Consider the following 24,314-nt stretch of genomic DNA (forward strand, 5'->3'; position numbering starts at 1 on the left):
CGACGGCCTTGGATGGTCGGACGCTTCATCGAAATTTGACTCATCTGCGAGCATTTTGCGCCCTCAAGGATCCTAGGGGCCTCTACGATGATTTCCAGACAGCCTCTCAGGGCGCGGGATTGGGCTGCCTGACGTGAATGGCCTCGATCGCGTCGATCACACTCTGGTCCAGGGACAGGTCGATGCTCGCGAGATTGCTCTCCAGTTGCTCCAGGGTTGTCGCCCCGATGATGTTCGAACTGGTGAAGGGGCGGCTGGTCACCCAGGCGAGGGCCATTTGGGCTGGGTCGAGGCCATGTTGTCTGGCCAAGGCGACGTATTCAGCGGTCGCCCGCTCGGCCTCGGCATTGGAGTAGCGGCTGAAACGGTCGAAGAGGGTGATGCGCGCGCCTGCCGGGCGCTGTCCCTTCAGGTACTTGCCGGAGAGGACGCCGAAGGCGAGTGGCGAGTAGGCGAGGAGCCCGCAGTCCTCGCGGAGTGCGATCTCGGCAAGCCCGATCTCGAAGGTGCGGTTGAGCAGGCTGTAGGGATTCTGGATGCTGACCATTCTGGGCAGTCCCTCGGCCTCGGCGAGGCTCAGGAAGCGCATCAGCCCCCAGGGGGTCTCGTTCGAGACCCCGAGGTGCCGAATCTTGCCGGCCTTGACCAGGTCAGCGAGGACCCGAAGCGTCTCGAGCAGCGGAACGCTGTCGTCTTGCTGGCTCGATGTGAAGCCGAGCTTGCCGAAGAAATTGGTCTCGCGATCCGGCCAATGCAGCTGGTAGAGGTCGATCCAGTCCGTCTGCAGCCGGCGCAGGCTCTCGTCAACGGCCGCCTCGATATTCTTGCGGTCGAGTCGGGCCCCGGCGCCGCGGATGTGCGGCAGCCAGTCGGCTGGGCCGGCGACCTTGGTGGCGAGCACGACCTTGTCGCGGCAGCCGCGGGCCTTGAGCCAGGTGCCGATGTAGCGCTCGGTGCGTCCCTGCGTCTCCGCGATGGGCGGAACCGGATACATCTCGGCCGTGTCGATGAAGTTGATCCCGGCATCGAGCGCCCGATCGAGCTGCGTGTGGGCCTCTGACTCGGTGTTCTGCTCGCCAAAGGTCATGGTGCCAAGGCACAGGGCGCTTATTTTGATGTCGGTTCGGCCTAGCTGACGGTAGTGCATGCACATCTCCCGGGTCGGTTTTGAGTCATGGCGCGCGCTCAGGGTCTGGTCCAGGTTCGCCGCCCAGCGCTAGAGGTCAGTGGCTGGCGACAAGACTGGCGCCTGCCTCGTCCTCGGTCAGAGGGATGATTATGGCAGGCTCGGCCGCATTGAGAGACTGGGCGCGTTGCGCGATTCGATGGCATCCCCATGATCTGGCAGAGAGGCGACCTCTTTGGCGCGCTTGATCGGGAGTCTCTCTGCTGCGCTTGCGCCGCCCAGCTGGAATCAAACCGCCTTGTCCGAGGGGCCTTGAATGACCATCGATGCCGGCCTGCTGTCTCCGCTGTTGCTCTGGGTCCTCATCGCGCTCTTTGCGCTTTCTTTCCTGCTTGCGCTGCGTTTGGCACCTTGGCGCAAGCTCAAGGAGCCGGAGCAAGCCAATGTCTTCTTCGGGGCCTCGGTCGCACTGCTGCTGCTTTGGCATCTGGAGACCCAGGTCCAGCCCGGGCTCTCCTATCACTTGCTCGGCGTGACGGCCGTGACACTCATGTTTGGCTGGTCCCTGGCGGTGGTCTCCGCGACGCTCGCCCTGGCCGGGGTGACGCTGAATACCGGGGGCGCCTGGAAGGATTTCGCGGTGAACGCTTTTCTCGCGGGCGTCGTGCCCATCACGCTGACACAGTTTGCCCTGATCCTCATTCGCTGGTATCTGCCCAAGCAGTTCTTCGTCTACGTCTTGATCAATGGCTTTGTCACTGCGGGTCTGGTTGCTGCCTGTGCCGCCTATCTTGCGATCGCCTTGCTGGTGATGAGCGGCGCTTACAGTTTCGCCGAGATGGGCGAGAAGGTGATCCCCTTCTTCCCCTTGATGTTCATGCCGGAGGCCTTTCTCAACGGTTGGGCGATGGTCGTGCTGGTTGCCTTCAAGCCAGGGTGGGTCTACTCCTTCAGTGACGAGCAATATCTGAAGGGAAAGTGACGCCGGGGTTGTGGTGCCCGCGCTCGACCTGAGTATCCTCAAGGCGCGGTCAGCGCCCTGTCGTGGACCTGGCTCCTGCCAGCTCGCCACGCGTGGAGTGAAAACTTCTCTCGCTTGGGTTAGAGTTGCGGCCTTTGACCTACCCGATTTCAACACAAATGCTGGCCTTGTTCGCGGTGCTGATCCGTGAACGGGCTTGCGGAGGACAGACAGATGGCGGTTGATCTCATCGCTCCCTCGATATTGTCGGCCGATTTTGCCAAGCTCGGGCAAGAGGTCGACAACGTGCTGGCCGCCGGCGCCGACATCGTTCACTTCGATGTCATGGACAACCACTATGTGCCCAACCTGACCATTGGGCCGCTCGTGTGCGAGGCGCTGCGCAAGCATGGCGTGACTGCTCCGATCGACGTGCATCTCATGGTGAAGCCGGTAGACCGCATCATTCCGGACTTCGCTAAGGCCGGCGCGACCTACATCACCTTCCATCCGGAGGCGAGCGAGCACATCGACCGCACCCTGCAGCTCATCCGCGGCGAGGGCTGCAAGTCCGGCTTGGTCTTCAACCCGGCAACGCCGCTGAGTCACCTCGACTACGTGCTCGATAAGGTGGACATGATCCTGCTCATGTCGGTGAATCCCGGCTTCGGCGGGCAGAGCTTCATCCCTGGGGCCTTGGATAAGCTGCGCGCGGTGCGCAAGATGATCGACGACTCGGGCCTCGACATCCGCCTCGAGATCGATGGCGGCGTCAAGGTCGACAACATCGCCGAGATCAAGGCTGCGGGCGCGGATACCTTCGTTTCCGGCTCTGGCATCTTCAGCAAGGGCAAGGATACGGACCCCCATCGCTACGACGGCATCATCGGACAGATGCGCGAGGCACTCGGCAGCGTGAGCCGCTGAGCGCGAGGATCGAGAAGGAGCAGTACCAGATGTTTCGACCCAAGATGATTCTCTGTGATCTGGATGGGACGCTCGTAGACAGCGTCCCTGACCTCGCCTACTGCGTCGACGCCATGATGGCGCGGCTCGGCCTGCCGGCGCGCGGCGAGGCGGCAGTGCGAGACTGGGTGGGAAACGGCGTCGAGCGTTTGGTGCGGCGCGCCCTGATCGGTCAGTTGGACGGTGAGCCGGACGAGGTGCTCTATCAACGCGCCTATCCGCTGTTCCTCGAACTCTACTCCGCCAATACCTTCAACCGCTCCGTGATCTATCCAGGGGTGCGCGAGGGCATCGACTTCATGAAGTCGGCGGGTTACCGGCTTGGATGCATCACCAACAAGGCCGCGCGCTTCACTGAGCCCCTGCTCCAGCACCTAGGACTGTTCGAGGACTTCGGGATCGTGGTGAGCGGCGATACACTGCCGCGCAAGAAGCCGGATCCTCTGCCCTTGATGCACGCGGCTGGGCATTTCGGCGTGGCGCCCGAGGATGCGCTCATGATCGGCGACTCGGTGAGTGATGTGTCGGCGGCGCGGGCGGCCGGCTTCAAGATCATCTGCACCAGCTACGGCTACAATCACGGCCAGGACATTCGCGATTCGCAGCCGGACGCGGTCGTGGATTCCTTGGCCGAGCTGCCGGGTCACTTGGCCCCGCAGGCATAGGCTAGGGGCGAGTCGAGGACGAACCGAGATGCAGCTGCATCGCATGCGAGCAATCAGAGGATGGCGATGGCGACGCTAGCGCGCGCCCGTTGAAACCTCGTTACCGATTTCTGCTCGGAGATCCTCATGACTCCCAAGACCTTCCGTGCCCTCGCAGAGCAGGGCTATAACCGTATCCCTGTCGCATGCGAGGTGCTGGCGGACCTCGAGACCCCGCTCAGCGTCTATCTCAAGCTGGCTAAGGGGCCTTACTCGTATCTCTTCGAATCCGTTCAGGGCGGCGAGAAATGGGGGCGCTACTCCATTATTGGGCTGCCCTGTCGGACGCTCATCAAGATTCGCGGATACAAGATTCAGCTCGAGCGCGACGGACGTGTCGTCGAGGAGGTCGAGAGCACCGACCCGCTCGCTTGGATCGAGTCCTATCAGGCGCGTTTTCGTGTTGCGGAGCTGGGTGATCTGCCGCGCTTCAACGGCGGGCTGGTCGGTTATTTCGGCTATGACACCATCCGCTATATCGAGCCCAAGCTGGCGCAGTGTCCCAACCCGGATCTGTTGGGGACGCCCGACATTCTGCTGATGGAATCTGATGAGGTGGTCGTCTTCGACAACCTCAGCGGACGCATGTACATCATCTTGCACCTGGACCCGACCGCGGGCGATACGCTCGAAGCAGGTGAGGCGCGCATCGCCGAGCTGACCGAGCGCATGCGGCACGGCACGCCGAGCGCCAGCAGCGGCACCGAGCGTGAGGTCGGCGAGGCCGATTTCGTCTCGGGCTTCACCGAGGACGGTTTCAAGTCGGCGGTCGAGCGCATCAAGGACTACATCCTCGACGGCGACTGCATGCAGGTGGTGCTCTCGCAGCGGTTGTCGATTCCCTTCCAGGCGTCGCCGCTGGACCTCTATCGCGCGCTGCGCGGTTTGAACCCATCGCCCTATATGTACTTCTTGGATTTGGATGATTTCCAGATCGTCGGCTCTTCGCCCGAGATCCTCACGCGTCTGGAGGACGGTGTGGTCACGGTGCGGCCCATCGCGGGCACCCGGCGCCGCGGCTACACGGAGGAGGAGGACCGCGCGCTCGAGGAAGAACTGCTGGCGGATCCCAAGGAGCTTGCCGAGCACCTGATGCTGATCGATCTGGGGCGCAATGATGCCGGTCGAGTGGCGGAGATCGGCAGCGTGCGGCTGACGGACCGTATGATCGTCGAGCGCTACTCGCACGTCATGCACATCGTCTCCAACGTCATCGGCCAGCTCAAGGAGGGGATGAGCGCCATCGACGTGTTGCGCGCCACCTTTCCGGCCGGAACCGTCTCCGGGGCGCCCAAGATCCGCGCCATGGAGATCATCGACGAACTCGAGCCGGTCAAGCGCGGCATCTACTCCGGTGCCGTTGGCTATCTCTCCTGGAACGGCAACATGGACACGGCGATCGCCATTCGCACGGCCGTCATTCAGGACGGCACCCTGCATATCCAGGCGGGCGCAGGGATCGTCGCCGACTCCCAGCCCGATCTGGAATGGCAGGAGACCATGAACAAGGGGCGTGCCATCTTCCGCGCCGTGACCGCGGCGGAGGTCGGTATCGATCGCTATGGCTGTGGGCTGAAGAGGGTCTGACCATGCTGCTCATGATCGATAACTATGATTCCTTCACCTACAACCTGGTTCAGTATTTCGGCGAGCTGGGTGCGGATGTCAGGGTCGTTCGCAATGATGAGCTGAGCCTGGAGCAAGCCGCCGCGCTCGGCGCGGATCGGGTTGTCATCTCGCCCGGACCCTGCACACCCACCGAAGCGGGCATTTCGGTCGCGCTGATTCAGAAGCTGGCGGGCCAGGTGCCTATTCTCGGCGTTTGCCTCGGTCATCAATCCATTGGCCAGGCCTTCGGCGGTGAGATCGTCAAGGCGCCGGCGGTCATGCACGGCAAGACATCGCCGATCTATCACCTGGATCAAGGCGTCTTTTCGGGGCTGAGCGACCCCTTCGAGGCCACGCGCTACCATTCACTGGTGATCGACGAAAAGAGCCTGCCCGACTGCCTCGAGGTGACGGCGTGGACGCAGACGTCGCAAGGCGAGCGGGAGGCCATCATGGGGGTGCGGCATCGCGAGATGCCGATTCAAGGCGTGCAATTCCATCCCGAGTCTATCCTGACGCAACATGGGCATACCTTGCTGAAGAACTTCCTGGAGGACCGCTGACATGGAGATCAAGGACGCGATTACGCGCTGTATCCAAGCCCTGCACCTGACTGGCGACGAGATGACGGCGGTGATGCGCACCATCATGACCGGCGGTGCGACACCCGCTCAGATCGCTGGCTTTCTGATTGCGCTGCGGATGAAGGGCGAGACAGTCAGTGAGATTGCCGCCGCGGCGTCCGTGATGCGCGAACTGGCGACCGGAGTCGATATCTCTGGGCTCGACCACGCGGTCGACATCGTTGGCACGGGCGGGGATGCGTCGGGGACCTTCAATGTCTCGACGACGAGCATGTTCGTTGCCGCCGCCGCGGGCTGTCACGTGGCCAAGCATGGCAATCGCTCGGTTTCTAGCAAGTCAGGGGCCGCCGACGTCCTCGAGGCGGCCGGCGTGCGGCTCGATCTCTCGCCGGAGCAGGTGGTCCGATGCGTGCGCGAGGTCGGCGTTGGCTTCATGTTCGCACCCGGTCATCACAGCGCGATGAAGCACGCCATCGGTCCGCGTCGCGAGCTGGGTGTGAGGACGGTCTTCAACGTCTTGGGGCCCTTGACCAATCCCGCGGCTGTCCCGAATCAGCTCCTAGGCGTCTTCAGCGCCGATCTGCTGGAGCCGCTTGCGGAGGTGCTGCGGCAGCTCGGCAGCCGGCATGTCTTGGTCGTCCATTCGCGCGACGGCCTCGACGAGATCAGCATCGCCGACACCACCGATGTCGCGGAACTCAAGGACGGCGAGATCCATCGCTACAGCATCCAGCCGGAAGATTTCGGTCTGGTGCGCGACGCTCTCGACAAGATCCGCGTCAAGGATCCCGCCGAGAGCTTGGCGATGCTGCGCGGCGTGCTGGAGGGGCGGCCCGGTGCGGCGCGAGCGATCGTGCAGCTCAACGCCGGCGCCGCCATTTACGCGGCAGGCCGCGCCAGGTCGCTCGCGGATGGCGTAGCCGCCGCTGATGCAGCCATTGTCAGCGGCGAGGCGCTGACGCGCTTGGATCGCCTCGTCGCCTTGACGGGCAGCTTTCCGCCCTAGGAGCCTGTCCGACTTAGAAAGCGTCCATCAACAACTTCCCCCTTTTCGCAAAGGGGGGGTGGGGGGGATTTCGGGCGGCATCGCTCGCATCGGGAAACAATTGATGGACACTTTCTTAGGATGAATCGGCTGCGGAATCGGGAGAAGGGTCCCTTTCGCCCCGCTTTTTCGTTACACAGAACCACTATGCGCCTCAAAACCGGAACGAAATGGCCTCGCTCTCCCACTTCCTCGCTTCGATCCCCCCAAGTCGGACAGGCTCCTAGCGACCTGTGCGGCTCGAATTGCCTGATTTCGGCTCATTGACCGGGTACCTTTAGGATCCCGGTCCTTTCAACTGAGGGCATGCGCTCACCCATGTCAGAGACCCCAGACATCCTCAAGAAGATCGTTCGGCGCAAGCTCGAAGAGATCCAGGCGCGCTCGGCGCAGCGCACGCAATCCGACCTGATCGCCGAACTGGCGCATGTCGACCCCACCAGAGGCTTCGCGGCGGCACTCGAGGCCAAGATTGCCGCGGGTCAGTCCGCCGTCATCGCCGAGATCAAGAAGGCGAGCCCGAGCAAGGGTGTGCTACGAGAGGATTTTCGCCCGGCCGAGATCGCAGCGCGCTATGCCGGAGGCGGGGCGGCCTGCCTGTCGGTGCTTACGGATGTCGACTTCTTCCAGGGCAGTGAGGCCTACCTCAAAGAAGCGCGTGCGGCCTGTGGGCTGCCTGTGATCCGCAAGGACTTCATCGTCGACCCCTACCAGGTCTATGAGGCCAGGGCGATGGCGGCCGACTGCATTCTGCTGATTGCGGCCTGCCTGGATGACGCTCAGCTGAGTGAGCTGAGCGCCTTGGCCCATGAGCTGGGGATGGACGTGCTGATCGAGGTGCATGACGCGGATGAGCTTGAGCGCGCGCTTGCGGTCCCAGGGCGTCTCATCGGCGTCAACAATCGAAATCTGCGCACCTTCGAGGTCAGTCTCGAGACGACCCTCAGCCTGCTTGGCGCCATCCCGGCGGACCGGTTGCTGGTCACGGAGAGCGGCATTCTGAACCCTGACGACGTGATGCGCATGCGTCGTCATGGGGTCAATGCCTTCCTGGTTGGCGAGGCCTTCATGCGGGCGCCCGATCCAGGGGTCGAATTGGCGAGGCTGTTCTCTCTCTGAGGGTGTCGGCAAGGGGTAGAGGACCCCGAGGCGCTGGGTCGCGAGATGCCCAGCCGGCTCGGGTCCTGAACCAGACGCCCCGCTCGATGCCATCCTGATGCGAGGCGCTGCCGCCTTTTCAGGGCGGGATTCGCGAGGGCCGCCCACCCGCCTGGCGATGCTATCTCGTCCCGAAGACGACGATCGTCTTTCCCTTGACGCTCACCAGGCCCTGCTCTTCCAGGTTCTTCATGACGCGCCCGGCCATTTCGCGCGAGCAGCCGACGATGCGGCCGAGTTCCTGGCGGGTGACGCGGATCTGCATGCCGTCCGGGTGCGTCATGGCGTCCGGCTGCTTGCAGAGATCCAAGAGGGTTCCGGCGATGCGGCCGGTCACGTCCAGGAAGGCCAAATGGCCGACCTTGCGGCTGGTGACTTGGAGTCGTGTCGAGAGCTGCTCGCCGATGCTGAAGAGGAGTTCCTTGGCGACATCCTGAAGCTCGTCGTTCAAGAGCCGGTCGAGTCGCTGATAAGTGATCTCGGCGACCTTGCATTTGGTGCGGGTGCGGATGATGACGCTGCGCATGTTCTGCGGGATGAATAGGCCCATCTCGCCGATGAACTCGCCCTTATTGATGTAGGCGAGCATCAATTCGCGGCGCTCTTCCTCGTCGTACATCAAGGCGGAGACTGAGCCCTCGATGAGGTAGTAGAGACTCTCGGCGGTCTGGCCTTGGCGAATGAACTCGATGTTCTTGTCATAGCTCTTGGTGTGGCATTGGGCGAGAAAGGGCTCAAGCCACTTTGGCGACTCTTTTGGCTGTTGGACGATGCTGCTCATAGCTAGGCCTGTCGTAGGGGACGGGTTAGACGTGATTCTAGGTGCGCTGTGCTGCCTTGTCGAACTGTGCTAGCCTCGCCCGAGCCACGCGGGAAGGGTCTTGATGTTCACCGAGCCTCAGGTGCGGGCTTGGATCGAGCTGCAGATGGTCGGCTTCGATCTTGACGCGACCAAGGCTGCATCAAGTGTCTCGCGGCCTTGTGCGCATCTTAGCAGCTGACCCATCAGGGTTTGAGTCAATATCCTGCCGGCTCGTCCAAGATTAGTCGATAGATAGGTTTGCGAATGAAGGCGAGAGTCAAGTGGATCGATGGAGTCGCGATGCTCGGTGAGTCCGGCTCGGGGCATGGTGTCGTCATGGACGGTCCCCCTGAACTCGGAGGTCGCAATGTTGGCGTGCGGCCGATGGAGATGCTCTTGCTGGGCATGGGGGGCTGTACGCAGTTCGACGTTCTGCTGATCCTGCGCAAGGCGAGGCAAGCCGTCACGGATTGCGTCGTCGAACTCGAGGCCGAGCGTGCCGCGGAGGACCCCAAGGTCTTCACCCGGATTCATGCGCACTTCATCTTGACCGGTAAAGGGCTCGATCCCAAGCGTGTCGAGACGGCGATTCGGTTGAGCGCGGAGAAGTATTGCTCTGCCTCCATCATGCTGGGGGCCACGGCGACCGTCACTCATGATTTTGAGATCCGCGAGGACTGAGGCGATTCTGGTGTGCGTTCGGCGCAAAATCCCGCAGACGCTGACGCTTGTCCTTGCATTCGCCGCTCCTCATGGTTAGTTTTCGCGGCCTCGGTTTTTTCCGGACTGGAAGTGATGCCCACCACCCTCAAGAAGCTGCGCCTGCATGGCTTCAACAATCTCACCAAGACGCTGAGCTTCAATATCTATGATGTCTGCTACGCGGCCTCGGAAGAGCAGCGCGAAGCCTACATCGCCTACATTGATGAAGCCTACAACGCGGAGCGTCTGACCGCGATTTTGACCGACGTCGCTGAGATCATCGGCGCCAATATCCTCAATATCGCGCATCAGGACTACGATCCCCAGGGTGCCTCCGTCACCATGCTGATCTCCGAAGAGGGTATCGTGGCCGAGGGCATCTCCAACAACGCAACGCCTGGCCCGCTGCCGGATGCCGTTGTCGCCCATCTCGACAAGAGTCACATCACGGTCCATACCTATCCGGAGACGAATCCGCAGACGGGCATCAGTACCTTCCGGGCGGACATCGATGTTTCCACCTGTGGCCGTATCTCGCCGCTGAAGGCGCTCAACTATCTCATCCATGCGTTGGAGTCGGACGTCGTCATCATGGACTATCGCGTGCGCGGCTTCACGCGCGACGTCAATGGGCGCAAACACTTCATCGACCACAACATTAGCTCGATCCAGAATTACCTGTCGCGCAGCACCAAGAATCGCTACCAGATGGTGGATGTGAACGTCTACCAGGAGAATCTCTTTCACACCAAGATGGTGATTCGCGATTTTCGACTGGACGACTATCTCTTCTGTATCGAGGAAGAGGATTTGAGTTCGCAAGATCACAAGCGCATCCAGAAGCTGCTCAGGCGTGAACTGAGCGAGATCTTCTACGGGCGCAATCTGGGCAGGAATCTGGAGTTCATGGGGGATTGATCGGGCCTCGGCGGCGCATCTAAGGAAGTGTCCATCAACAACTTCCCCCCTTTCGCAAAGGGGGGCTAGGGGGGATTTCGGGCGGCATCGCTTGCATCGGGAAACAAGTGATGGACACTTGCTAAGTCCAGCTGGGTCGTCCGCGCCCCGTGACGGCGCCGCTTGCGCCACCGCAGGGCGGACGTGAGGCTCGACTCAAACCCAGTAGACGGTGCGCGTCATGACGCGCGAGGTGACTTTCATGGCGAGACGAACCGGGCCGGGCAAATCCGCGCCGCCAGCCGACTTGGCCACTTGCGCGTGCTTGATCTCATCGACCTTCATTTGCTCGAGGATGGCTCGGCTCTTCTCGTCTTGAGCCGGGATTTGCTCCAAGTGGCTATCCAGGTGACTCTCGACCTGGCGTTCAGTCTCAACCACAAAGCCCAGGCTCCATTTGTCGCCTGCTAGGCCGGCGGCCGCGCCCATGGCGAATGAGCCTGCGTACCAGAGCGGGTTCAGCAAGCTCTTGTGGTCTCCCAGCTCCTCTAGCCGAGTCTCGCACCAGGCCAGGTGGTCGTTTTCTTCTTCGGCCGATTGCTCCATACGCTGGCGTGTGTCGGGCAGCTTCGCGGTCAGTGCCTGACCCTGGTAGAGGGCCTGAGCACAAACCTCGCCGGTGTGGTTGATCCGCATGAGTCGGGCGACATGCTTGCGCTGATCCTTGCGGAGTTCGGTTTCCGCCAGGTTGCTTGCGGGGTTGCTGCGCGCGGTGGTCTGCGGGCGGCCGAAGAGGGTACGCATGGCGTGGTCTGCATTGATCAAGAGCCGGTCTAGCGGCGAATAGCGTCGAGTGCTCATGGCATCAATCTTCATCATCTCAAAGGTGTGTCCGAAGTGACTGCAATGCCAGCATTCTGCGTGCTGGTTGCGGTCGATTCAACCAGGTACATCCACAGGAAAGCGGCCTTGCGTTGCCTCAGGATTGGCGTCTTGCCTCGACATCGGTTCCTGTCTATGCCGGCTCGCATCTGTTGTTTCCAACACTATTTCGTCGCGAATTTCTTAGATTCGCCCGCTTCGCCACCGGGGTCTTGATCATCGTTCCGGCCGGCTGCAAAGCTGACTCTGTAGTCAGGCCATCTTGGCCTGACGATCTCAGGGCTAGGAGCCTGTCCGACCTGGGGGATCGAAGCGAGGAAGTGGGAGAGCGAGGCCATTTCGTTCCGGTTTTGAGGCGCATAGTGGTTCTATGTAACGAAAAAGCGGGGCGAAAGGGACCGTTCTCCCGATTCCGCAGCCGATTCATTCCTAAGTCGGACAGGCTCCTAGAAGCCCTGACTACAAATAGGCCCAAGCGATCGGCCGAAACGATGATCAAGGCCGCCACCGGCGATGTTGCCTGCATTGCCACATCGCTTAAGAGGAAGGGAGAAGGTCAGCAATCGACCCAAAGAGGTCACCGAAGCTTGCGAGTCGACTGACTCAACGGCCCCACTTCCGGTCACTGGCTTGTCCGACCTGAGCGTCCGGTGCAATGCGCTGAGCGGTCGGTCGCGGCGAACTGGCCAAGCGCCTGCGCTCACCCATTAGAATCGGTCAATGGCGACGCCAGTGCCCCCGGTGGATGAGGAAACCCATGAAGAACTACTCGGCGCGAACCCTGTAGCAGGCGGCTCGCTGCCCATCCAGGTCACGGCAGCGCAGCTCGAACAGCCGAGACTCATGCAGCACCTGTCGCCAGCTGGCGCATCCGTACTTCTTGGGCTGCTGCTCAGGATTCCGTTCCATGATCCATCGCCCAGCCGCTGCAACGGGCGTCCAGCCGTCCACGGCAAGTTCGTTCGCCGCCTCGCGCAAGACGCGGACGATGCCTGCGGCTGGCCAGTTCACTGTGCCGTCCGGAGCGATCCCATTGACCATTAAGTCGTAGCCGGCATCGGACTGCATGAATTCCGCTGCCAGGCGCCTGGCCTGATCCATGTGGTCAGCCCAGCTCCGAAGCTGTTCGAAATGCTTGTCGATGCGCTCGTAAGCGGCAACGAGGGCATCACGTGCGGTCAGGCATCCGTCTGTCGACCAGAGATCGTGCTGGTCGATGAAATGGTGAACCAGGGTGTTTCGCAACTGCACCAGTTCCTTCAGGTCGCTTTGTGTCCGGGCGTAGTCTTCGGCAGACAGACTCAGCTGCATCCGCATTGCGAAATGAATCGTGTCCACGGGCTCGCTCGCCGTGTCATCGGCGGCAGTGTCGGCACCCTCGGTCACGACGCACGATCCGAACAACCGCCCCATCAGGGTGCCAAGCGTCTTCGTGAAAGCATCATCGACGCGCGCCGCGCGGATGCTCTCCAGCGCATGCGCTGGCCCCGAAATGTCGTGGTGGGCGACGATCGCCTTCATCAGGCGCTCGTACTGTTGTAGGCGCAGCAGACAGCGCCCCAGCAAACGTTGAACCTCGCGCTGTTGTGCCTGTACGTCCCCGTCGTTCATAGCGAACTCGGAATCGACAACCTGCAGAGAGATCATCGCGCCCAACTGGACATGTTGCGAGGGAGTCGCCCGTCGGGGTCGTTGACGGCGACCGAATTGCCATCCTCGAGCCGCTCTGAGTAAACGACCACGTTCGATCCACCCTCATGCGTCTGGCTCGGAAAGAGGATGCCGGTGTATCCGTGGGCCAGCACCATATCGGCGAGAACCCACGTTGGGGGCTCTATGTGCAGCTCGAACTTCAGGTGACGCCAGTCCTCGCGCCAGTCATGCCATAGCTCATCCCAGGGCGCACCGTCGTGGAGCTGACGCAGGTCGACCAGGTCACGCAGGGCCACGGTGTACGAGCACATCGTGCAGGGTGGTAGGAAAGGCGAAGTCTGCTGGTACTCGCGCAAGGCGGTCACCTAATCCAGAGACAGGTACAGCGCCTCGACACCCTCTCGGTTGAATCGTCCCCCTCGGGTTGCGGCGCCTGCGCCGCTGGTGGGCCGGCTGGCCCACTGCGGGGTATGCGCCCGGAACAACAGGGTGCCGGGGGGTAGGTCGCACAGGATCATCCGATGAACCCGGCGCTGATCGACTCCAGGTAGCCGATCGCATCCTCAGTCCGCCCTTCTTGAATCAGTTGCAACAGGGTCTTGTGACGAAACGCCGGAATGGGCTCGTTCTTGACTAGGAAGATGGCGCGTTGCGGGTCCGGCTGCACCGCCGTAGCGGCCGACAATACGCGCATCAGGTCACGCAGTGCGGATTGCAGTCTTGGCGATTCCGGATGGGTGCGCAGGGTGTTGCGATGAACCCCCGCCAGTGCAGCCAGATCCTGGTGTTGCAGGCCGAGGATGTCGGCAACGCCCGATGCCGAAAACCGCGATGTACCCGGCTCCCGCGCCGATTCGAGCACCTCTGCGAAGATAGCGGCCATGACGTTTCTCCTGAGGTAGCACGTCAGAAATGCATATTATACGCACAGAATATGCATAGCTACAGTCGCCGCCCGCCCCGGACACGCCCGAGTGGCCTCTTTGAGTGTCAGCTGCATGTCCGACTGCGGCCCCGTAGCCTTTCCCGCTGACTGACAGCTATGGACAGTGACTTGTCACTCGCAAAACGAGAGCGACTTTCCGCTAACAGGATTCAGCGGACGCAGGGTGGACAGGATCCGGTGACCGCTCCTGGCCGTTGCTACCACAACGAAGACCAAAGACGGGTATCGCCGTGGCTCACGAGCCTCGACCTCGACAACTAGCGGTGGCGTAAACTGGCAGATCTAGCGGGGATTATCCTGGGAAAAACTCGCGGAACAACGTGACCGACAACAGCATGCGTGCGCCCCAGCAATGGTGCGCTGGGTGATGCGGCAATCAGGTCCTGGCGGCTTTATGCATCGAGTTCCGGGAGTTGCCGAGCAATCAGCTCGACGGGATGACAGACCTCGATCGCCAAGCCGGCCTCGCGGATTCCGCCGAGGAGGTGCAGGGCGCACCCTGGATTGGTCGTGACCACGACATGCGGGCGCAGCTCGCGCAGAGGCCGGAGCTTGTCTTCGAGAAGTGCGCCCGACATCTTGGGCTGCTGCAGCAGGTAGGTGCCTGCGGCCCCGCAGCAGTGCTCATTGCCCGGCATCGGCGAGACATCGAGTCCGGGGATGCGCTCCAGCAGTCTGTAGACGGCCTGGGTGCCGCCAAGCAGATTGCGGTGTGAGCATGGCTCGTGAACCAGCACGCGTCGGACGAGCGGTTTGAGGGTAAGCGCGCTTGGCCATGGCTGCTCGGCGATGAAGGCGCAGATCTCTCGAGTCTCTGAGAGCCCCGGTTGCTCCCGCAGCTCGGCGATGCAGGCGCTGGCGATTCCGACGAGAGGGCGGTGCTCGTGCAGGCGCGCGCTGGCTTCGCGATGGCGGAGAGCTTCTTCCGGGAAGCCGTTGTGTCGCAAGATGGCGCCGCAGCAGTCGGGCTCCGCCGGGATGCGGGCCTTGAGGCCGAGTCGCTGGCAGACTGCGATGGCTGCCTCGATTGCGGCGCCCTGTGTGCTTGAACCCATGCAGCCGACGAAGAGGTCGAAGTCCGGGTCTGCGGGCGTCCGAGCGATCTGGCGCCGGGCGCTTTCTGCCATGGCGATGGCGAGTCGATGGTAGCTTCGCGCCAGGGGCAGTCGGGCGGCGCGCAGCCCTTGTGCGAATCGAGCCAGTCCGCTTGAGACATAAGCCCCGGCGAGCTGAGCCAGCCGTCGGTTCAAGGTTGCGCTCGAAAGGCCTTGTAGTGCTTGCCTGGCTAATGCCCGACGCCAAGCTGAGCGCAGGGTGACCCGTCTGGCCTTGGTGCCATCCGCGAGGCGGCCATAGGCGACGAGTGAGGGGCAGGCGGTCTCGCAAGCGCGACAGGTGAGGCAGCCGTCGAGATGCCGCGCGAGCGCGGGCGACATTTGAAGCTCGCCGGAAACCCAGCCCTGAATCAGTGCGATACGTCCACGTGGTGAATCTGCCTCGTTTCGGGTCTTGAGATAAGTTGGGCAAGCGGGTAGGCAATATCCGCATTTCACACATTGATCGGCCAAGCGGAGCAGCTCATGGTCTGTCGCGTCGAGGCTTGTTTGTGGGGCCTTTAGCAATACCTTTGTGTCCAAGGTGGGTCTTGTGTGTCCAAGGTGGGTCTTGAAAGTTGAGTGGATCTTGAGAGATGAGTGGATCTTGAGCGTTGAAGTAAAACGAATCGGAGACGGCGCGAGGGCGCTGGACTGGGACGCTTGCGGCGATGTGGGGCGGTTCGGTCTTGGTCGCGGCTAGCGCCGCGGCCGACATAGTAACCTCTGAGCCGCTGTGCTTGCTGCAATTCAGGTCATTGACGATGGCATACTATCGGTATCATGTCTTTCTCTGTACGAATCTGCGTGACAATGGGCGTCAATGCTGTGCTTTGTCCGGCGCCTCTGCGGCTCGCGATTTCCTCAAGGCTCGCGCCAAGGAGCTGGGCCTCTCCGGCTCGGGTGGTATTCGCGTCAATGCTGCAGGATGTCTCGGTCGCTGTGCCGAGGGGCCGACCTTGGTCGTTTATCCGGACGGGGTCTGGTACAGCTACGTCGACAACGAGGACCTTGAAGAAATCCTGCAGGAGCATCTGATCAAGGGGCGCGCGGTCGGGCGCCTCCAGCTTTCAGGCTGAGGTCGCCTTACAGGTCGTTCCCGTCGTGCCTCGCTGTGGTAAATGGCCGCGCTTGTGAGTGCCTCCTGCGTTCAGCGCGGCATTCATCTACTGCCCGCGATCGCCGCAAGCCCCCCAGGGGGTTCCGTCCGCGAGCCACGCGCTGAAGGGCAGCTGGCGCTGGGTCCAATCAAGGTCGCTCGAAACGGGGGTTGCGCGTCTTGCGTGGGTCGCGTATAGTTCGCGGTCTTTCTCGATGTAGATAACGTATTTTACGGCTGGCGCGCGGTTTTCTAGGCCGTGCGCGGGCTTCCCGGAGCGAAGGATCATGACGACGACTGTTAGCGCCAAACCCGCCGAGGTTCGCCGCGCTTGGTACCTGGTCGACGCTGAGGGTAAGACCCTCGGTCGGCTTGCTGCCGAGCTTGCGAAGCGCCTGCGCGGTAAGCACAAGCCTCAGTACACGCCGCACGTGGATACCGGCGACTACCTTGTTGTGATCAATGCCGAAAAGATCCGCGTCACCGGCAATAAGCTTCAGGACAAGATGTACTATCGCCACACAGGCTGGGTCGGTAACCTCAAGTCGACCAACTTGAGCAAGTTGCTCGAGAGTGCGCCTGAGCGTGCCATTCAGCTTGCTGTCAAGGGCATGCTGCCTCGCGGGCCGCTTGGTCGCTCGATGCTGAAGAAGATGCGCGTCTACGCTGGGCCTCAGCATCAGCATCAGGCGCAACAGCCCCAAGTCCTTGAGCTCAACGTTTAGGAATTAGATCCATGTCGGAGACGCAACTCTCTACTGGTCGCCGTAAATCCTCTGCTGCGCGTGTCTTTTTGGCGGTGGGCTCAGGTGATATTACCGTTAACGGTCGTCCGCTCGACCAGTACTTCGGTCGCGAGACCGCGCGGATGATTGTTCGTCAACCGCTGGAAACGGCCGGCCTTGCCGATCGGCTCGATGTCAAGGTGACCGTGCGTGGTGGTGGTACCACCGGGCAGGCCGGTGCAATCCGCCACGGCATCGCGCGCGCCCTGGTCCAGCATGACGAAGAACTGCGCAGCCAGATGCGCCGGTCAGGCTTCCTGACGCGCGATGCGCGTGCCGTTGAGCGGAAAAAGGTTGGTCTGCACAAGGCGCGTAAGCGTCCGCAGTACTCGAAGCGTTAAGCTCGAAAAGACTCTTTGCTGGGGCGCTGTTTGCCGGCTTGGCTGGCTGTCAATAAAGCAGGGCCTTTGCCAAAGATAGAAGTTCTTGGGGGATCGTCTAGCGGCAGGACTACGGACTCTGACTCCGTCAACCTAGGTTCGAATCCTAGTCCCCCAGCCAGCTATTTGAAAATGAAGGCCCCGGTTCTGGATCTCAGAGCCGGGGCCTTTGTCTTGCTGCAATCCTCTCCCGACGGGGCGCCCTTGCGCTCGCTGCTCTCTTCGGACGATTCTTCTTTCTCTATCTCTTTCTTTTTCTCTCTGCTCTCAACACCTATCGGTTTCCCGAAATCAACCGGAACAGCCGCTCCAAGCCTGCGTAGCCAGGCCATCCTGGCCTGGTTTGCCAGGGCTGGAAGCCCTGGCTACATAAAACCCATAGGTGGTGAACTCTCTGCTCGTCTGCCTTGCCCTTCTTGTTCAATACGGATCCTCTGGCAGGTCCGGCGGTTCTGAGCTTGCCGCTGAGATCATTGTCGCGTGGGTTCGTGGGCCGCTTGGCCTCGTCCTGTTCTTCCCCGTAAAATGTGCTCTATTTGCAACAACTAGGTGTGTGCGAGGATTGTCTTCCCTCTAGGATCAAGACTCTCCTGGCTGGGGAACTGTTGTCAGTCGGGCGGTCAAGGTTTGTTTCTTTGATCTCCGTCAGGTTTGGGGTGCTCCATCTGCGGCCTGCGCTTGGTGTGCGCTTGGTTGCTAGGCATCGACTGAATCGGACGGGCGGATTGGTGTTGCGCTCTTGGGGTCGAAGGGTTTTCGTGCTTTGTTATTAGATTCAGGCGCTTAAGGAGGTACGCGCTCGCTACCTCCAGGTGTCTGGTGCGAAAATGCTACACAAACTGAGGGTGTGTCTTTTTTTCGCCCAATCTGTTGCAAAACACCATGCCGTCCTCTATAGTTCACAGCGCAAAGCATGATTGCGCTCGGTTTCTGCAGTCAAACTGACAAATTCACAACAGCGGAGAACAGCATGAACAAGAAACTCCTTACTCTAGCGGTCGCCGCCGCCATGGTCGCTCCGACCGCCGCGATGGCAGAAGCGATTCTTTACGGCAAGCTGCATGTCTCGATCGACTGGGTTGATATTGAAGGCTATGACTCAGTCCCTGTCGTCAATCCCGTCACCGGTCAGGTCACTGGCTACGTGCCGGAGAACTACACGGGTTGGGGCGTGAACTTGGGTGGCCCGCTGAAGGCAACGACGGGTTCCACGCATGCTAACCGTATCGGCGTAAAGGGCTCCGAGGATCTGGGTAATGGTCTGAAGGCCATCTATCAGGTCGAGTTCGGTGTTCAGCTGAGCCAAGAGAGCACCAAGGGTAGCGCTGTCTCTGGCGCAAATGACGAAATCGTCAGCATGCGTAACAGCTTCGTCGGTCTGGCCGGCGGCTGGGGTACTGCCTTCGTGGGTCGTCACGACACCCCTCTTAAGATCTCCACCGGCAAGCTGGATCTCTTCGCCGACACCATAGCTGACTACAACTTCACAGTTGGCTTCAACGACCTTCGCGTCGACAATGCTATCGCCTACATCAGCCCCGATCTGAGCGGCTTCCAGCTCGCAGCTGCGGTCCATGCAGGTGGTGCGGCCACGGCTGGATTCGGTGAGAACGTCAACGCCGACAGCATCGCCGAGGGTTACTCCATCGCTGGTATCTACAGCAATGGTCCTTTCTATGGGTCTCTGGCCTATGAGTCGCTCAGCAATAACCTCTTCATGGATTCGCTGACCAGTCAGCTGGGTCGCACCTTCCCCGACGGCACCCCGCGCTCAGGCTACGTCGAGGACGACTTCACCAAATGGCGCGTCGGTCTTGGCTTGTTGGATTGGAATGGTTTCACCCTGACCGGCATCTATGAAGAGCAGTCGAATCTTCCTGCTGGGCAGATCAACCCGATGGAAGATCCTGAGAAGCTGAAGCTTTGGCAGGTTCAGGCCGGCTATGCCTTTGGCAACAACATGGTCAAGGGCATGTACGGCAGCGGCAACCGTGATGGCCGCTTCGACGAGGCGAACAACATCCAAGAGTTCAAGGACTCGATCGAGGGTGACTACTACACCTGGGCCATCGCTTTCGATCACAACTTCAGCAAGCGCACCAAGGCCTACGTGGTCTACACCCAGGTTGACGATGACGCCCCGCAGTCGGGTTGGGATGGCTTCTCGGTTGGTATGATCCACGACTTCTAAAGTGCTGCTAGGCTAGCGCTTGGAAGCAAAGCGGGGCCTTCGGGCCCCGTTTTTTTTGCGAGTACCTGGCAGGGTGTTCCGGGTTGAGACGTCAGTTTTTTTCATCGTCCCGCAAGCGGAAGCCTTGGTCGAGCGGCACCAATGGTCTTGCGGCGAATGCTGTCCAATGACCCTGCTGTCCTGCTTGGCGCGACTCACCAAGTCGATGAGGGCTGCTCGGTTGACCTGCCCGGTAGGACAGATGCCAATAGCTGAACGATTGGATCGGGGCGATGATTGGCTCGGATGGTTGAGCCCCGGGGACGGAGGGCAGCCGATTGGTCTGGTTCTGCTTGCACCCAGTCTTCTTTGCTTGCGCGAGGGTTTAGCGGCGGCGGCCCAGTCGTCGTGTCCGGGCCGCTCGCTGCCTAGGTCGCTTTCAGGGACCGAGGGCCTGCTGCGGATCCGAGGATGAGGACGTCGGCGGGCCGTAGGGCGAAAATGCCGACGGTCACGACGCCGGCGATGTTGTTGATCTGCTGCTCCAGCGTCATCGGTTCCACGATCTCGAGATTGTGCACGTCGAGGATCAGGTTTCCGTTGTCGGTGATGAAGTTTTCTCGCCAGATGGGTGTTCCGCCGAGCTGCACCAGTTCACGAGCGACGTAGCTGCGCGCCATGGGAATGACTTCGACGGGAAGTGGGAACTTTCCAAGGACTTGGACGAGCTTGCTTTCGTCGGCAATGCAGACGAAAGTCTTGCTGGCGGCTGCGACGATCTTCTCGCGCGTGAGCGCTCCGCCGCCGCCTTTGATGAGCTGCAGCTGCGCATTGGATTCGTCCGCGCCATCGACGTAGATGGAGAGCTCCCCTGCGGCGTTCAGGTCTAGCACGGGAATTCCGTGGCGCTTGAGTCGCTCTGTCGACGCCTCGGAGCTGGATACGGCTCCCTCGATGCGACCTTTGATTCCCGCTAAGGCGTCGATGAAGTGGTTTACTGTGGAGCCTGTGCCGACGCCGATGACGCCTCCTTCCACATAATCTAACGCCGCTTCCGCAGCCTGTTTTTTTAGCGCGTCTTGGCTCATTCGTTTGTCCTCCGATTCTATGATTTGCCGTTAGCCAATCATACCAGAGGCCCCTTCTGGTTCGTCCCCGTCCGGCTCCTTTGAGTACAGGCGCGCCTCTGTCACGATGGCGTCGAGTCGGATGTCCCAGGGTTGGCGTGTGATCGCCGTGATCCGCTGGCATTCATGTGCAAGGCCCAGCAGTCGGGGGCGACGCCAGTGCTTGTGATGTCTTAGATAGGCCAGGGTCCTGTCGTAAAAGCCGCCGCCCATACCAATTCGATTGCAGTGGTCATCGAAGCCGACAAGCGGAACGATAAGCAGGTCCAGTGCGATTGGTCGGGCGAGATGTCGACCCCTCCCTCTGGGCTCTGGGATGCCGAATCGGTTGGCTTGAATTCGCTGAGTCGGGAGGTGCCGCGCGAAGAGCAGCTTGTTGCGGAGCGCGCCGACGCGGATGGGGCTGAGGACTGGCAGATAGCATTGCTTGCCAAGTCCGTCGGCGAGGCGCAGCAGGGGCAGGGGGTCCAGCTCGCCGTCGGCAGGCCAGTAGAGTCCGATCCGCGAGGCGCGCAGGAAAGGCCAGCTGGTGCTGATGCGCCGCACGACCCGCGTTGCGTGGTCTTTCTGTTGATCTGGGGTCAGCGCCCGCCTTGCGGCGCGAAGCTGACGTCTTGAAGGGGGCTGAGACGGCATTTGAATGGAGGGACACCCCCCGTCTGTGCCGTTGCAGGCCTTTGTTCCTGAACCAAGAGGTTCAAGTGGGAACACTTGGCTTGGCTTCAGGCTTTCCGCTCGGTGACGGACATGCGCAACGGCTTCGCTTTCATGTCCCCAGGGTCGCGATTAGGCTCAAGAAAATACCCAGGCCACTATCGAACACTACAGGGGGTGTCTGTGAATAAGGCTATACCCTTTCGTCCGGGGCGTCCAGCTGCGACGGACCATCGGTGTCTGCGTCGGCCGTTTGGTTTGGTTCTAAGGCTTCTGCCCGCTCGGCGGAGAGTGCTGCGTTGATGCGCTCTTGGAGCTGGCGCAAACGCTTGCCTGGTTCGCCATCGGATCCAGCGCGGGAGCGCTGCAGCTGGATGAGGTCATGTGCAATGTTGAGCGCTGCCATGACTGCGACCCGATCCGTACCGATCACACGGCCGGACTGGCGGATCTCTCGCATGCGGTGGTCGAGCAGGCGCGCGGATGCCCTGAGGTCCTCCTGCTCGTGATACTCGCAGGCGATTCGATACTCCTTGTCCAGTATCTTGATGCTGACTTGCAACGGCTCTTCGATCACAAATTCTCCTCCATTGCGCGTAACCGGGACAGCATGGCTTCAACGCGACTTCGCGCTTGTTCGGTTTTTTCAATGAGTTCGCTCCGCTCGGCGACCAAGGATTCCTGGCGCACGCGCAATGAGGCGTTCTCCTCGCGGAGTCTCTCGATCAGGCGGATCAGGGCATCTACCTGAGACTCAAGCTGGTCGAGGTCAAAGCTGGCCAAAGTCCACGACTCCGTTGAAATTCTGCGCATTATGGAAGGGGCTAGGTGAGCGGTCAATGAGGCCGAGGCCCGTGCTATGATCGCCGCGATTCGAGGTCATGACCCCAAGCCCGGCAATCCGAACCGCAAAGGTGCGAAGACGCAAAGTGTAGGACGAAAAGCCACACCTTGTTTCGCCCCGGCGCTGCAGCCAGAAGATGCGCCTCGGCGCTGAGGCAAGGCATTGAAATCTTTCGCAAGCTTTAGGCGCTTTAGGGTTCGGCTGATCCCTTTCGGATGACAGATGCGCGCTGCATCAAGGAGCATCTCACGGATATCGACGACGCACAGCTTGCCTTTTACCTTGAGGCAAGTCCCTTGAACCCAACGGTCGCCGAGGCGCACGGCATGCTCTGCGGCGTCGTCTGCGGCGCTGCCGCCGACCCTGTTGCCCTGTGGCTCGAACAACTGCTGCCCTCCGCTGCAGCGGGCGGGACGCCCGACCTCGAGGCGCGCGAGGCGCTGCGGGAGATTGCCGAGCCTCTTGAGAAGGCGGTGCGCGGCCCGGATCTCGCAGTGGAGATGCTGCTGCCGCAAGAGTCCGCGGCGCTAGCCGAGCGCGCCACCGCAGTCTACGACTGGGTGCGTGGCTTTCTCTACGCCATGGGGATTTTGGGTATCTCTGAGCTTGACCTTAGCGGCGAGGCGCGAGAGGTCTATCGCGACTTGGCCGAGGTGACCCGGATGGATCTAGAGCATTTGGAGGATAGCGAGGAGAACGAACAGGCATTGATGGAGATCACCGAGTTCGTTCGCGTTGCCGCCATGATTATCCATGACGCGCGCGTGCAGGCTCCACAGCAAATGAAAGACGCATGACCCGAGCTGAGTACAAGAGTCGTCGACGTGCCCTCGCCAAGCAAATCGGCGAGGGTGGGCTTGCCATCTTGCCCGCTGCTCGCGAGGCGATCCGCAATCGCGACGTCCATTACCCCTTCCGGCAGGATAGCGATTTTAGTTACCTGACCGGCTTCCTGGAGCCGGATGCCTTTGCCGTGATCGCGCCGAAGCGTAAGGAGGGTGAATTCATTCTCTTCTGTCGGCCACGTGACGAAGCGCGTGAGCAGTGGGATGGCTCTCGGCTTGGCGTGGAGGGCGCGATCGCGCAACTTGGCGCTGATGAGGCCTATCCTCTGAGCGATCTGGATGAGGTGATGCCGACTCTGATCGATGGGCACGCGCGGCTCTATTTTCCGATCGGTGCCGATCCGGCGTTGGATGCCAGGGTTTTGGGTTGGGTGAATCAGGTCAGGGCCAAGTCAAGGGCTGGGGCCCGGGCCCCCGACACCTTCGTCACCATCGAGGCTGTGGTGCACGAGCAACGTTTGCGCAAGAGCGAGGCTGAGGCCGGGGTCATGCGGCGGGCCGCGCGGATCTCGGCCGAAGCGCATTGCAGGTTGATGTCGGTGTGCAAACCCGGCATGCGTGAGTATGACCTCGAAGCCGAGTTCGATCATGCGTGCGCGGTCCGCGGCGCCCGGCATTTGGCGTATCCCTCGATCGTCGGTGGCGGAAAAAACGCCTGTGTGCTGCACTACACGGAGAATGCGGCCCGGCTCGAAGAGGGTGACCTGGTGCTCATTGATGCCGGGTGCGAACTCGACGGCTACGCCTCGGACATCACGCGGACCTTCCCTGTCAATGGACGCTTCACCCCGCCTCAGCGCGCGCTCTACGATCTGGTGCTCAAGGCGCAGCTGGCGGCCATCAATAAGTTGCGTCCCGGTGTGTGCTGGAATGAGCCGCACGACGCCGCTGTGCGCGTCTTGACCAAGGGGCTCGTGGCTCTGGGCGTGCTTGCGGGCAAGTTGGGCAAGCTGGTCAAGGACGAGGCCTACAAGCCCTTCTATATGCATCGCACCGGGCATTGGCTGGGCATGGACGTTCATGATGTCGGTGCCTACAAAGGCGCTAGCGGATGGCGGGAACTCGAGCCTGGCATGGTGCTCACCGTCGAGCCCGGCCTCTATATGCCGAGCACCGACGCCGTGCCCGAGGCCTATCGTGGGATTGGCATCCGCATTGAGGACGATGTCCTCATTACCGACAAGGGCCACGAGGTCCTGTCGGCGGCTGTGCCCAAGGACGCGGAGGAGATCGAGGCGCTGATGGCGGCCTGACCTTCAGGCGCGCCGTCAGCCTTTGTCCC

The 24,314-nt window shown here is 61.3% G+C and carries 25 protein-coding genes, 1 tRNA gene, 1 other RNA gene and 2 pseudogenes; 16 read left to right on the forward strand and 13 right to left on the reverse strand.

Features of this window, described 5'->3' with window-relative positions; genetic code table 11:
* Positions 1-106: 106 nt before the first annotated feature.
* Positions 107-1,147: an NADP(H)-dependent aldo-keto reductase gene (locus tag G3480_RS13290; RefSeq protein ID WP_164654378.1), complete on the reverse strand. Its 1,041-nt coding sequence runs from the start codon at positions 1,145-1,147 to the stop codon at positions 107-109.
* A 295-nt stretch (positions 1,148-1,442) separates the two neighbouring features.
* On the opposite strand from G3480_RS13290, the gene G3480_RS13295 reads away from it, so the two are divergent.
* The 7 genes from G3480_RS13295 (at position 1,443) to trpC (ending at position 8,113) form a co-directional block, all read left to right on the forward strand.
* Entirely contained in the window at positions 1,443-2,108 is a 666-nt protein-coding gene (locus G3480_RS13295; protein WP_164654379.1) for an energy-coupling factor ABC transporter permease, read from the forward strand.
* Between the two features lie 213 nt (positions 2,109-2,321).
* Complete coding sequence (rpe, locus tag G3480_RS13300) at positions 2,322-3,014, forward strand: ribulose-phosphate 3-epimerase (RefSeq protein WP_164654380.1); 693 nt, start codon at positions 2,322-2,324, stop codon at positions 3,012-3,014.
* A 29-nt stretch (positions 3,015-3,043) separates the two neighbouring features.
* On the forward strand, positions 3,044-3,718 hold the full coding sequence (locus tag G3480_RS13305; RefSeq protein ID WP_164654381.1) for a phosphoglycolate phosphatase: 675 nt from the start codon (positions 3,044-3,046) through the stop codon (positions 3,716-3,718).
* 126 nt (positions 3,719-3,844) lie between these two features.
* Positions 3,845-5,344 carry an anthranilate synthase component I gene (gene trpE / locus G3480_RS13310; protein WP_164654382.1) on the forward strand — a complete coding sequence of 500 codons (1,500 nt, stop codon included), beginning with the start codon at positions 3,845-3,847 and terminating at the stop codon, positions 5,342-5,344.
* Positions 5,345-5,346: 2 nt separating this feature from the next.
* Positions 5,347-5,928, forward strand: coding sequence for an anthranilate synthase component II (locus G3480_RS13315; RefSeq protein WP_164654383.1), 582 nt, complete (start codon positions 5,347-5,349; stop codon positions 5,926-5,928).
* A gap of 1 nt (position 5,929) precedes the next feature.
* A complete protein-coding gene (trpD, locus tag G3480_RS13320; protein WP_164654384.1) occupies positions 5,930-6,955 on the forward strand; it encodes an anthranilate phosphoribosyltransferase in 1,026 nt (341 codons plus the stop codon).
* Between the two features lie 357 nt (positions 6,956-7,312).
* Positions 7,313-8,113: an indole-3-glycerol phosphate synthase TrpC gene (trpC, locus tag G3480_RS13325; RefSeq protein WP_164654385.1), complete on the forward strand. Its 801-nt coding sequence runs from the start codon at positions 7,313-7,315 to the stop codon at positions 8,111-8,113.
* Between the two features lie 160 nt (positions 8,114-8,273).
* On the opposite strand, the gene crp is transcribed toward trpC, so the two are convergent.
* On the reverse strand, positions 8,274-8,933 hold the full coding sequence (crp, locus tag G3480_RS13330; protein WP_164654386.1) for a cAMP-activated global transcriptional regulator CRP: 660 nt from the start codon (positions 8,931-8,933) through the stop codon (positions 8,274-8,276).
* Positions 8,934-9,218: 285 nt separating this feature from the next.
* Here crp and G3480_RS13335 point away from each other — a divergent pair, with 285 nt between their 5' ends.
* Complete coding sequence (locus G3480_RS13335) at positions 9,219-9,635, forward strand: OsmC family protein (RefSeq protein WP_164654387.1); 417 nt, start codon at positions 9,219-9,221, stop codon at positions 9,633-9,635.
* 114 nt (positions 9,636-9,749) lie between these two features.
* Positions 9,750-10,574: an adenosylmethionine decarboxylase gene (gene speD, locus G3480_RS13340; protein WP_164654388.1), complete on the forward strand. Its 825-nt coding sequence runs from the start codon at positions 9,750-9,752 to the stop codon at positions 10,572-10,574.
* Between the two features lie 195 nt (positions 10,575-10,769).
* On the opposite strand, the gene coq7 is transcribed toward speD, so the two are convergent.
* The 6 genes and pseudogenes from coq7 to G3480_RS28360 all read right to left on the reverse strand — a co-directional run.
* Complete coding sequence (gene coq7, locus G3480_RS13345; RefSeq protein WP_164654410.1) at positions 10,770-11,414, reverse strand: 2-polyprenyl-3-methyl-6-methoxy-1,4-benzoquinone monooxygenase; 645 nt, start codon at positions 11,412-11,414, stop codon at positions 10,770-10,772.
* A gap of 786 nt (positions 11,415-12,200) precedes the next feature.
* A complete protein-coding gene (locus tag G3480_RS13350; protein ID WP_240905801.1) occupies positions 12,201-13,046 on the reverse strand; it encodes an OST-HTH/LOTUS domain-containing protein in 846 nt (281 codons plus the stop codon).
* Between the two features lie 32 nt (positions 13,047-13,078).
* Positions 13,079-13,606: pseudogene (locus G3480_RS13355) on the reverse strand (RES family NAD+ phosphorylase).
* Positions 13,603-13,971: a DNA-binding protein gene (locus G3480_RS13360; RefSeq protein WP_164654389.1), complete on the reverse strand. Its 369-nt coding sequence runs from the start codon at positions 13,969-13,971 to the stop codon at positions 13,603-13,605. Before G3480_RS13360 ends, G3480_RS13355 begins: the two are co-directional and overlap by 4 nt.
* A 455-nt stretch (positions 13,972-14,426) precedes the next feature.
* Positions 14,427-15,284, reverse strand: a complete 858-nt coding sequence (locus tag G3480_RS13365; protein ID WP_240905802.1) for a (Fe-S)-binding protein — start codon at positions 15,282-15,284, stop codon at positions 14,427-14,429.
* A 126-nt stretch (positions 15,285-15,410) separates the two neighbouring features.
* Positions 15,411-15,587, reverse strand: a pseudogene (locus G3480_RS28360) (4Fe-4S dicluster domain-containing protein); the annotation flags it as partial.
* Between the two features lie 305 nt (positions 15,588-15,892).
* Here G3480_RS28360 and G3480_RS13370 point away from each other — a divergent pair.
* The 5 genes from G3480_RS13370 to G3480_RS13390 all read left to right on the forward strand — a co-directional run bounded on the left by G3480_RS13370 (position 15,893) and on the right by G3480_RS13390 (position 19,583).
* On the forward strand, positions 15,893-16,207 hold the full coding sequence (locus G3480_RS13370) for a (2Fe-2S) ferredoxin domain-containing protein (RefSeq protein WP_164654391.1): 315 nt from the start codon (positions 15,893-15,895) through the stop codon (positions 16,205-16,207).
* Between the two features lie 307 nt (positions 16,208-16,514).
* Positions 16,515-16,952, forward strand: a complete 438-nt coding sequence (gene rplM / locus G3480_RS13375; protein ID WP_164654392.1) for a 50S ribosomal protein L13 — start codon at positions 16,515-16,517, stop codon at positions 16,950-16,952.
* 11 nt (positions 16,953-16,963) lie between these two features.
* A complete protein-coding gene (gene rpsI / locus G3480_RS13380) occupies positions 16,964-17,353 on the forward strand; it encodes a 30S ribosomal protein S9 (RefSeq protein ID WP_164654393.1) in 390 nt (129 codons plus the stop codon).
* Between the two features lie 86 nt (positions 17,354-17,439).
* Positions 17,440-17,513 (forward strand) — tRNA-Gln (locus tag G3480_RS13385).
* Between the two features lie 849 nt (positions 17,514-18,362).
* A complete protein-coding gene (locus tag G3480_RS13390; protein ID WP_164654394.1) occupies positions 18,363-19,583 on the forward strand; it encodes a porin in 1,221 nt (406 codons plus the stop codon).
* 407 nt (positions 19,584-19,990) lie between these two features.
* Here the strand turns inward: G3480_RS13390 and rpiA are convergent, their stop codons facing one another.
* The 5 genes from rpiA to G3480_RS13415 form a co-directional block, all read right to left on the reverse strand.
* On the reverse strand, positions 19,991-20,650 hold the full coding sequence (gene rpiA, locus G3480_RS13395; RefSeq protein ID WP_164654395.1) for a ribose-5-phosphate isomerase RpiA: 660 nt from the start codon (positions 20,648-20,650) through the stop codon (positions 19,991-19,993).
* A 30-nt stretch (positions 20,651-20,680) separates the two neighbouring features.
* Positions 20,681-21,325, reverse strand: a complete 645-nt coding sequence (locus G3480_RS13400) for a 5-formyltetrahydrofolate cyclo-ligase (protein ID WP_164654396.1) — start codon at positions 21,323-21,325, stop codon at positions 20,681-20,683.
* A 12-nt stretch (positions 21,326-21,337) separates the two neighbouring features.
* Positions 21,338-21,523: non-coding RNA, 6S RNA (gene ssrS / locus G3480_RS13405), on the reverse strand.
* Between the two features lie 13 nt (positions 21,524-21,536).
* On the reverse strand, positions 21,537-21,920 hold the full coding sequence (locus G3480_RS13410; protein ID WP_164654397.1) for a cell division protein ZapA: 384 nt from the start codon (positions 21,918-21,920) through the stop codon (positions 21,537-21,539).
* Positions 21,917-22,126 (reverse strand): TIGR02449 family protein, encoded by a 210-nt coding sequence (locus tag G3480_RS13415; protein WP_164654398.1) that lies wholly within the window; start codon positions 22,124-22,126, stop codon positions 21,917-21,919. Before G3480_RS13415 ends, G3480_RS13410 begins: the two co-directional genes overlap by 4 nt.
* A 276-nt stretch (positions 22,127-22,402) precedes the next feature.
* Between G3480_RS13415 and G3480_RS13420 the strand changes: the two genes are divergently transcribed.
* Together G3480_RS13420 and pepP are read left to right on the forward strand one after the other, a co-directional pair.
* The gene (locus G3480_RS13420; RefSeq protein ID WP_164654399.1) at positions 22,403-22,984 is read left to right on the forward strand and encodes a UPF0149 family protein; all 582 of its coding nucleotides are present in this window, start codon (positions 22,403-22,405) and stop codon (positions 22,982-22,984) included.
* Positions 22,981-24,285 (forward strand): Xaa-Pro aminopeptidase, encoded by a 1,305-nt coding sequence (gene pepP, locus G3480_RS13425; protein ID WP_164654400.1) that lies wholly within the window; start codon positions 22,981-22,983, stop codon positions 24,283-24,285. Before G3480_RS13420 ends, pepP begins: the two co-directional genes overlap by 4 nt.
* Positions 24,286-24,314: the final 29 nt, after the last annotated feature.

Source organism: Thiorhodococcus mannitoliphagus, assembly GCF_010915725.1.
Lineage (GTDB): Bacteria > Pseudomonadota > Gammaproteobacteria > Chromatiales > Chromatiaceae > Thiorhodococcus > Thiorhodococcus mannitoliphagus.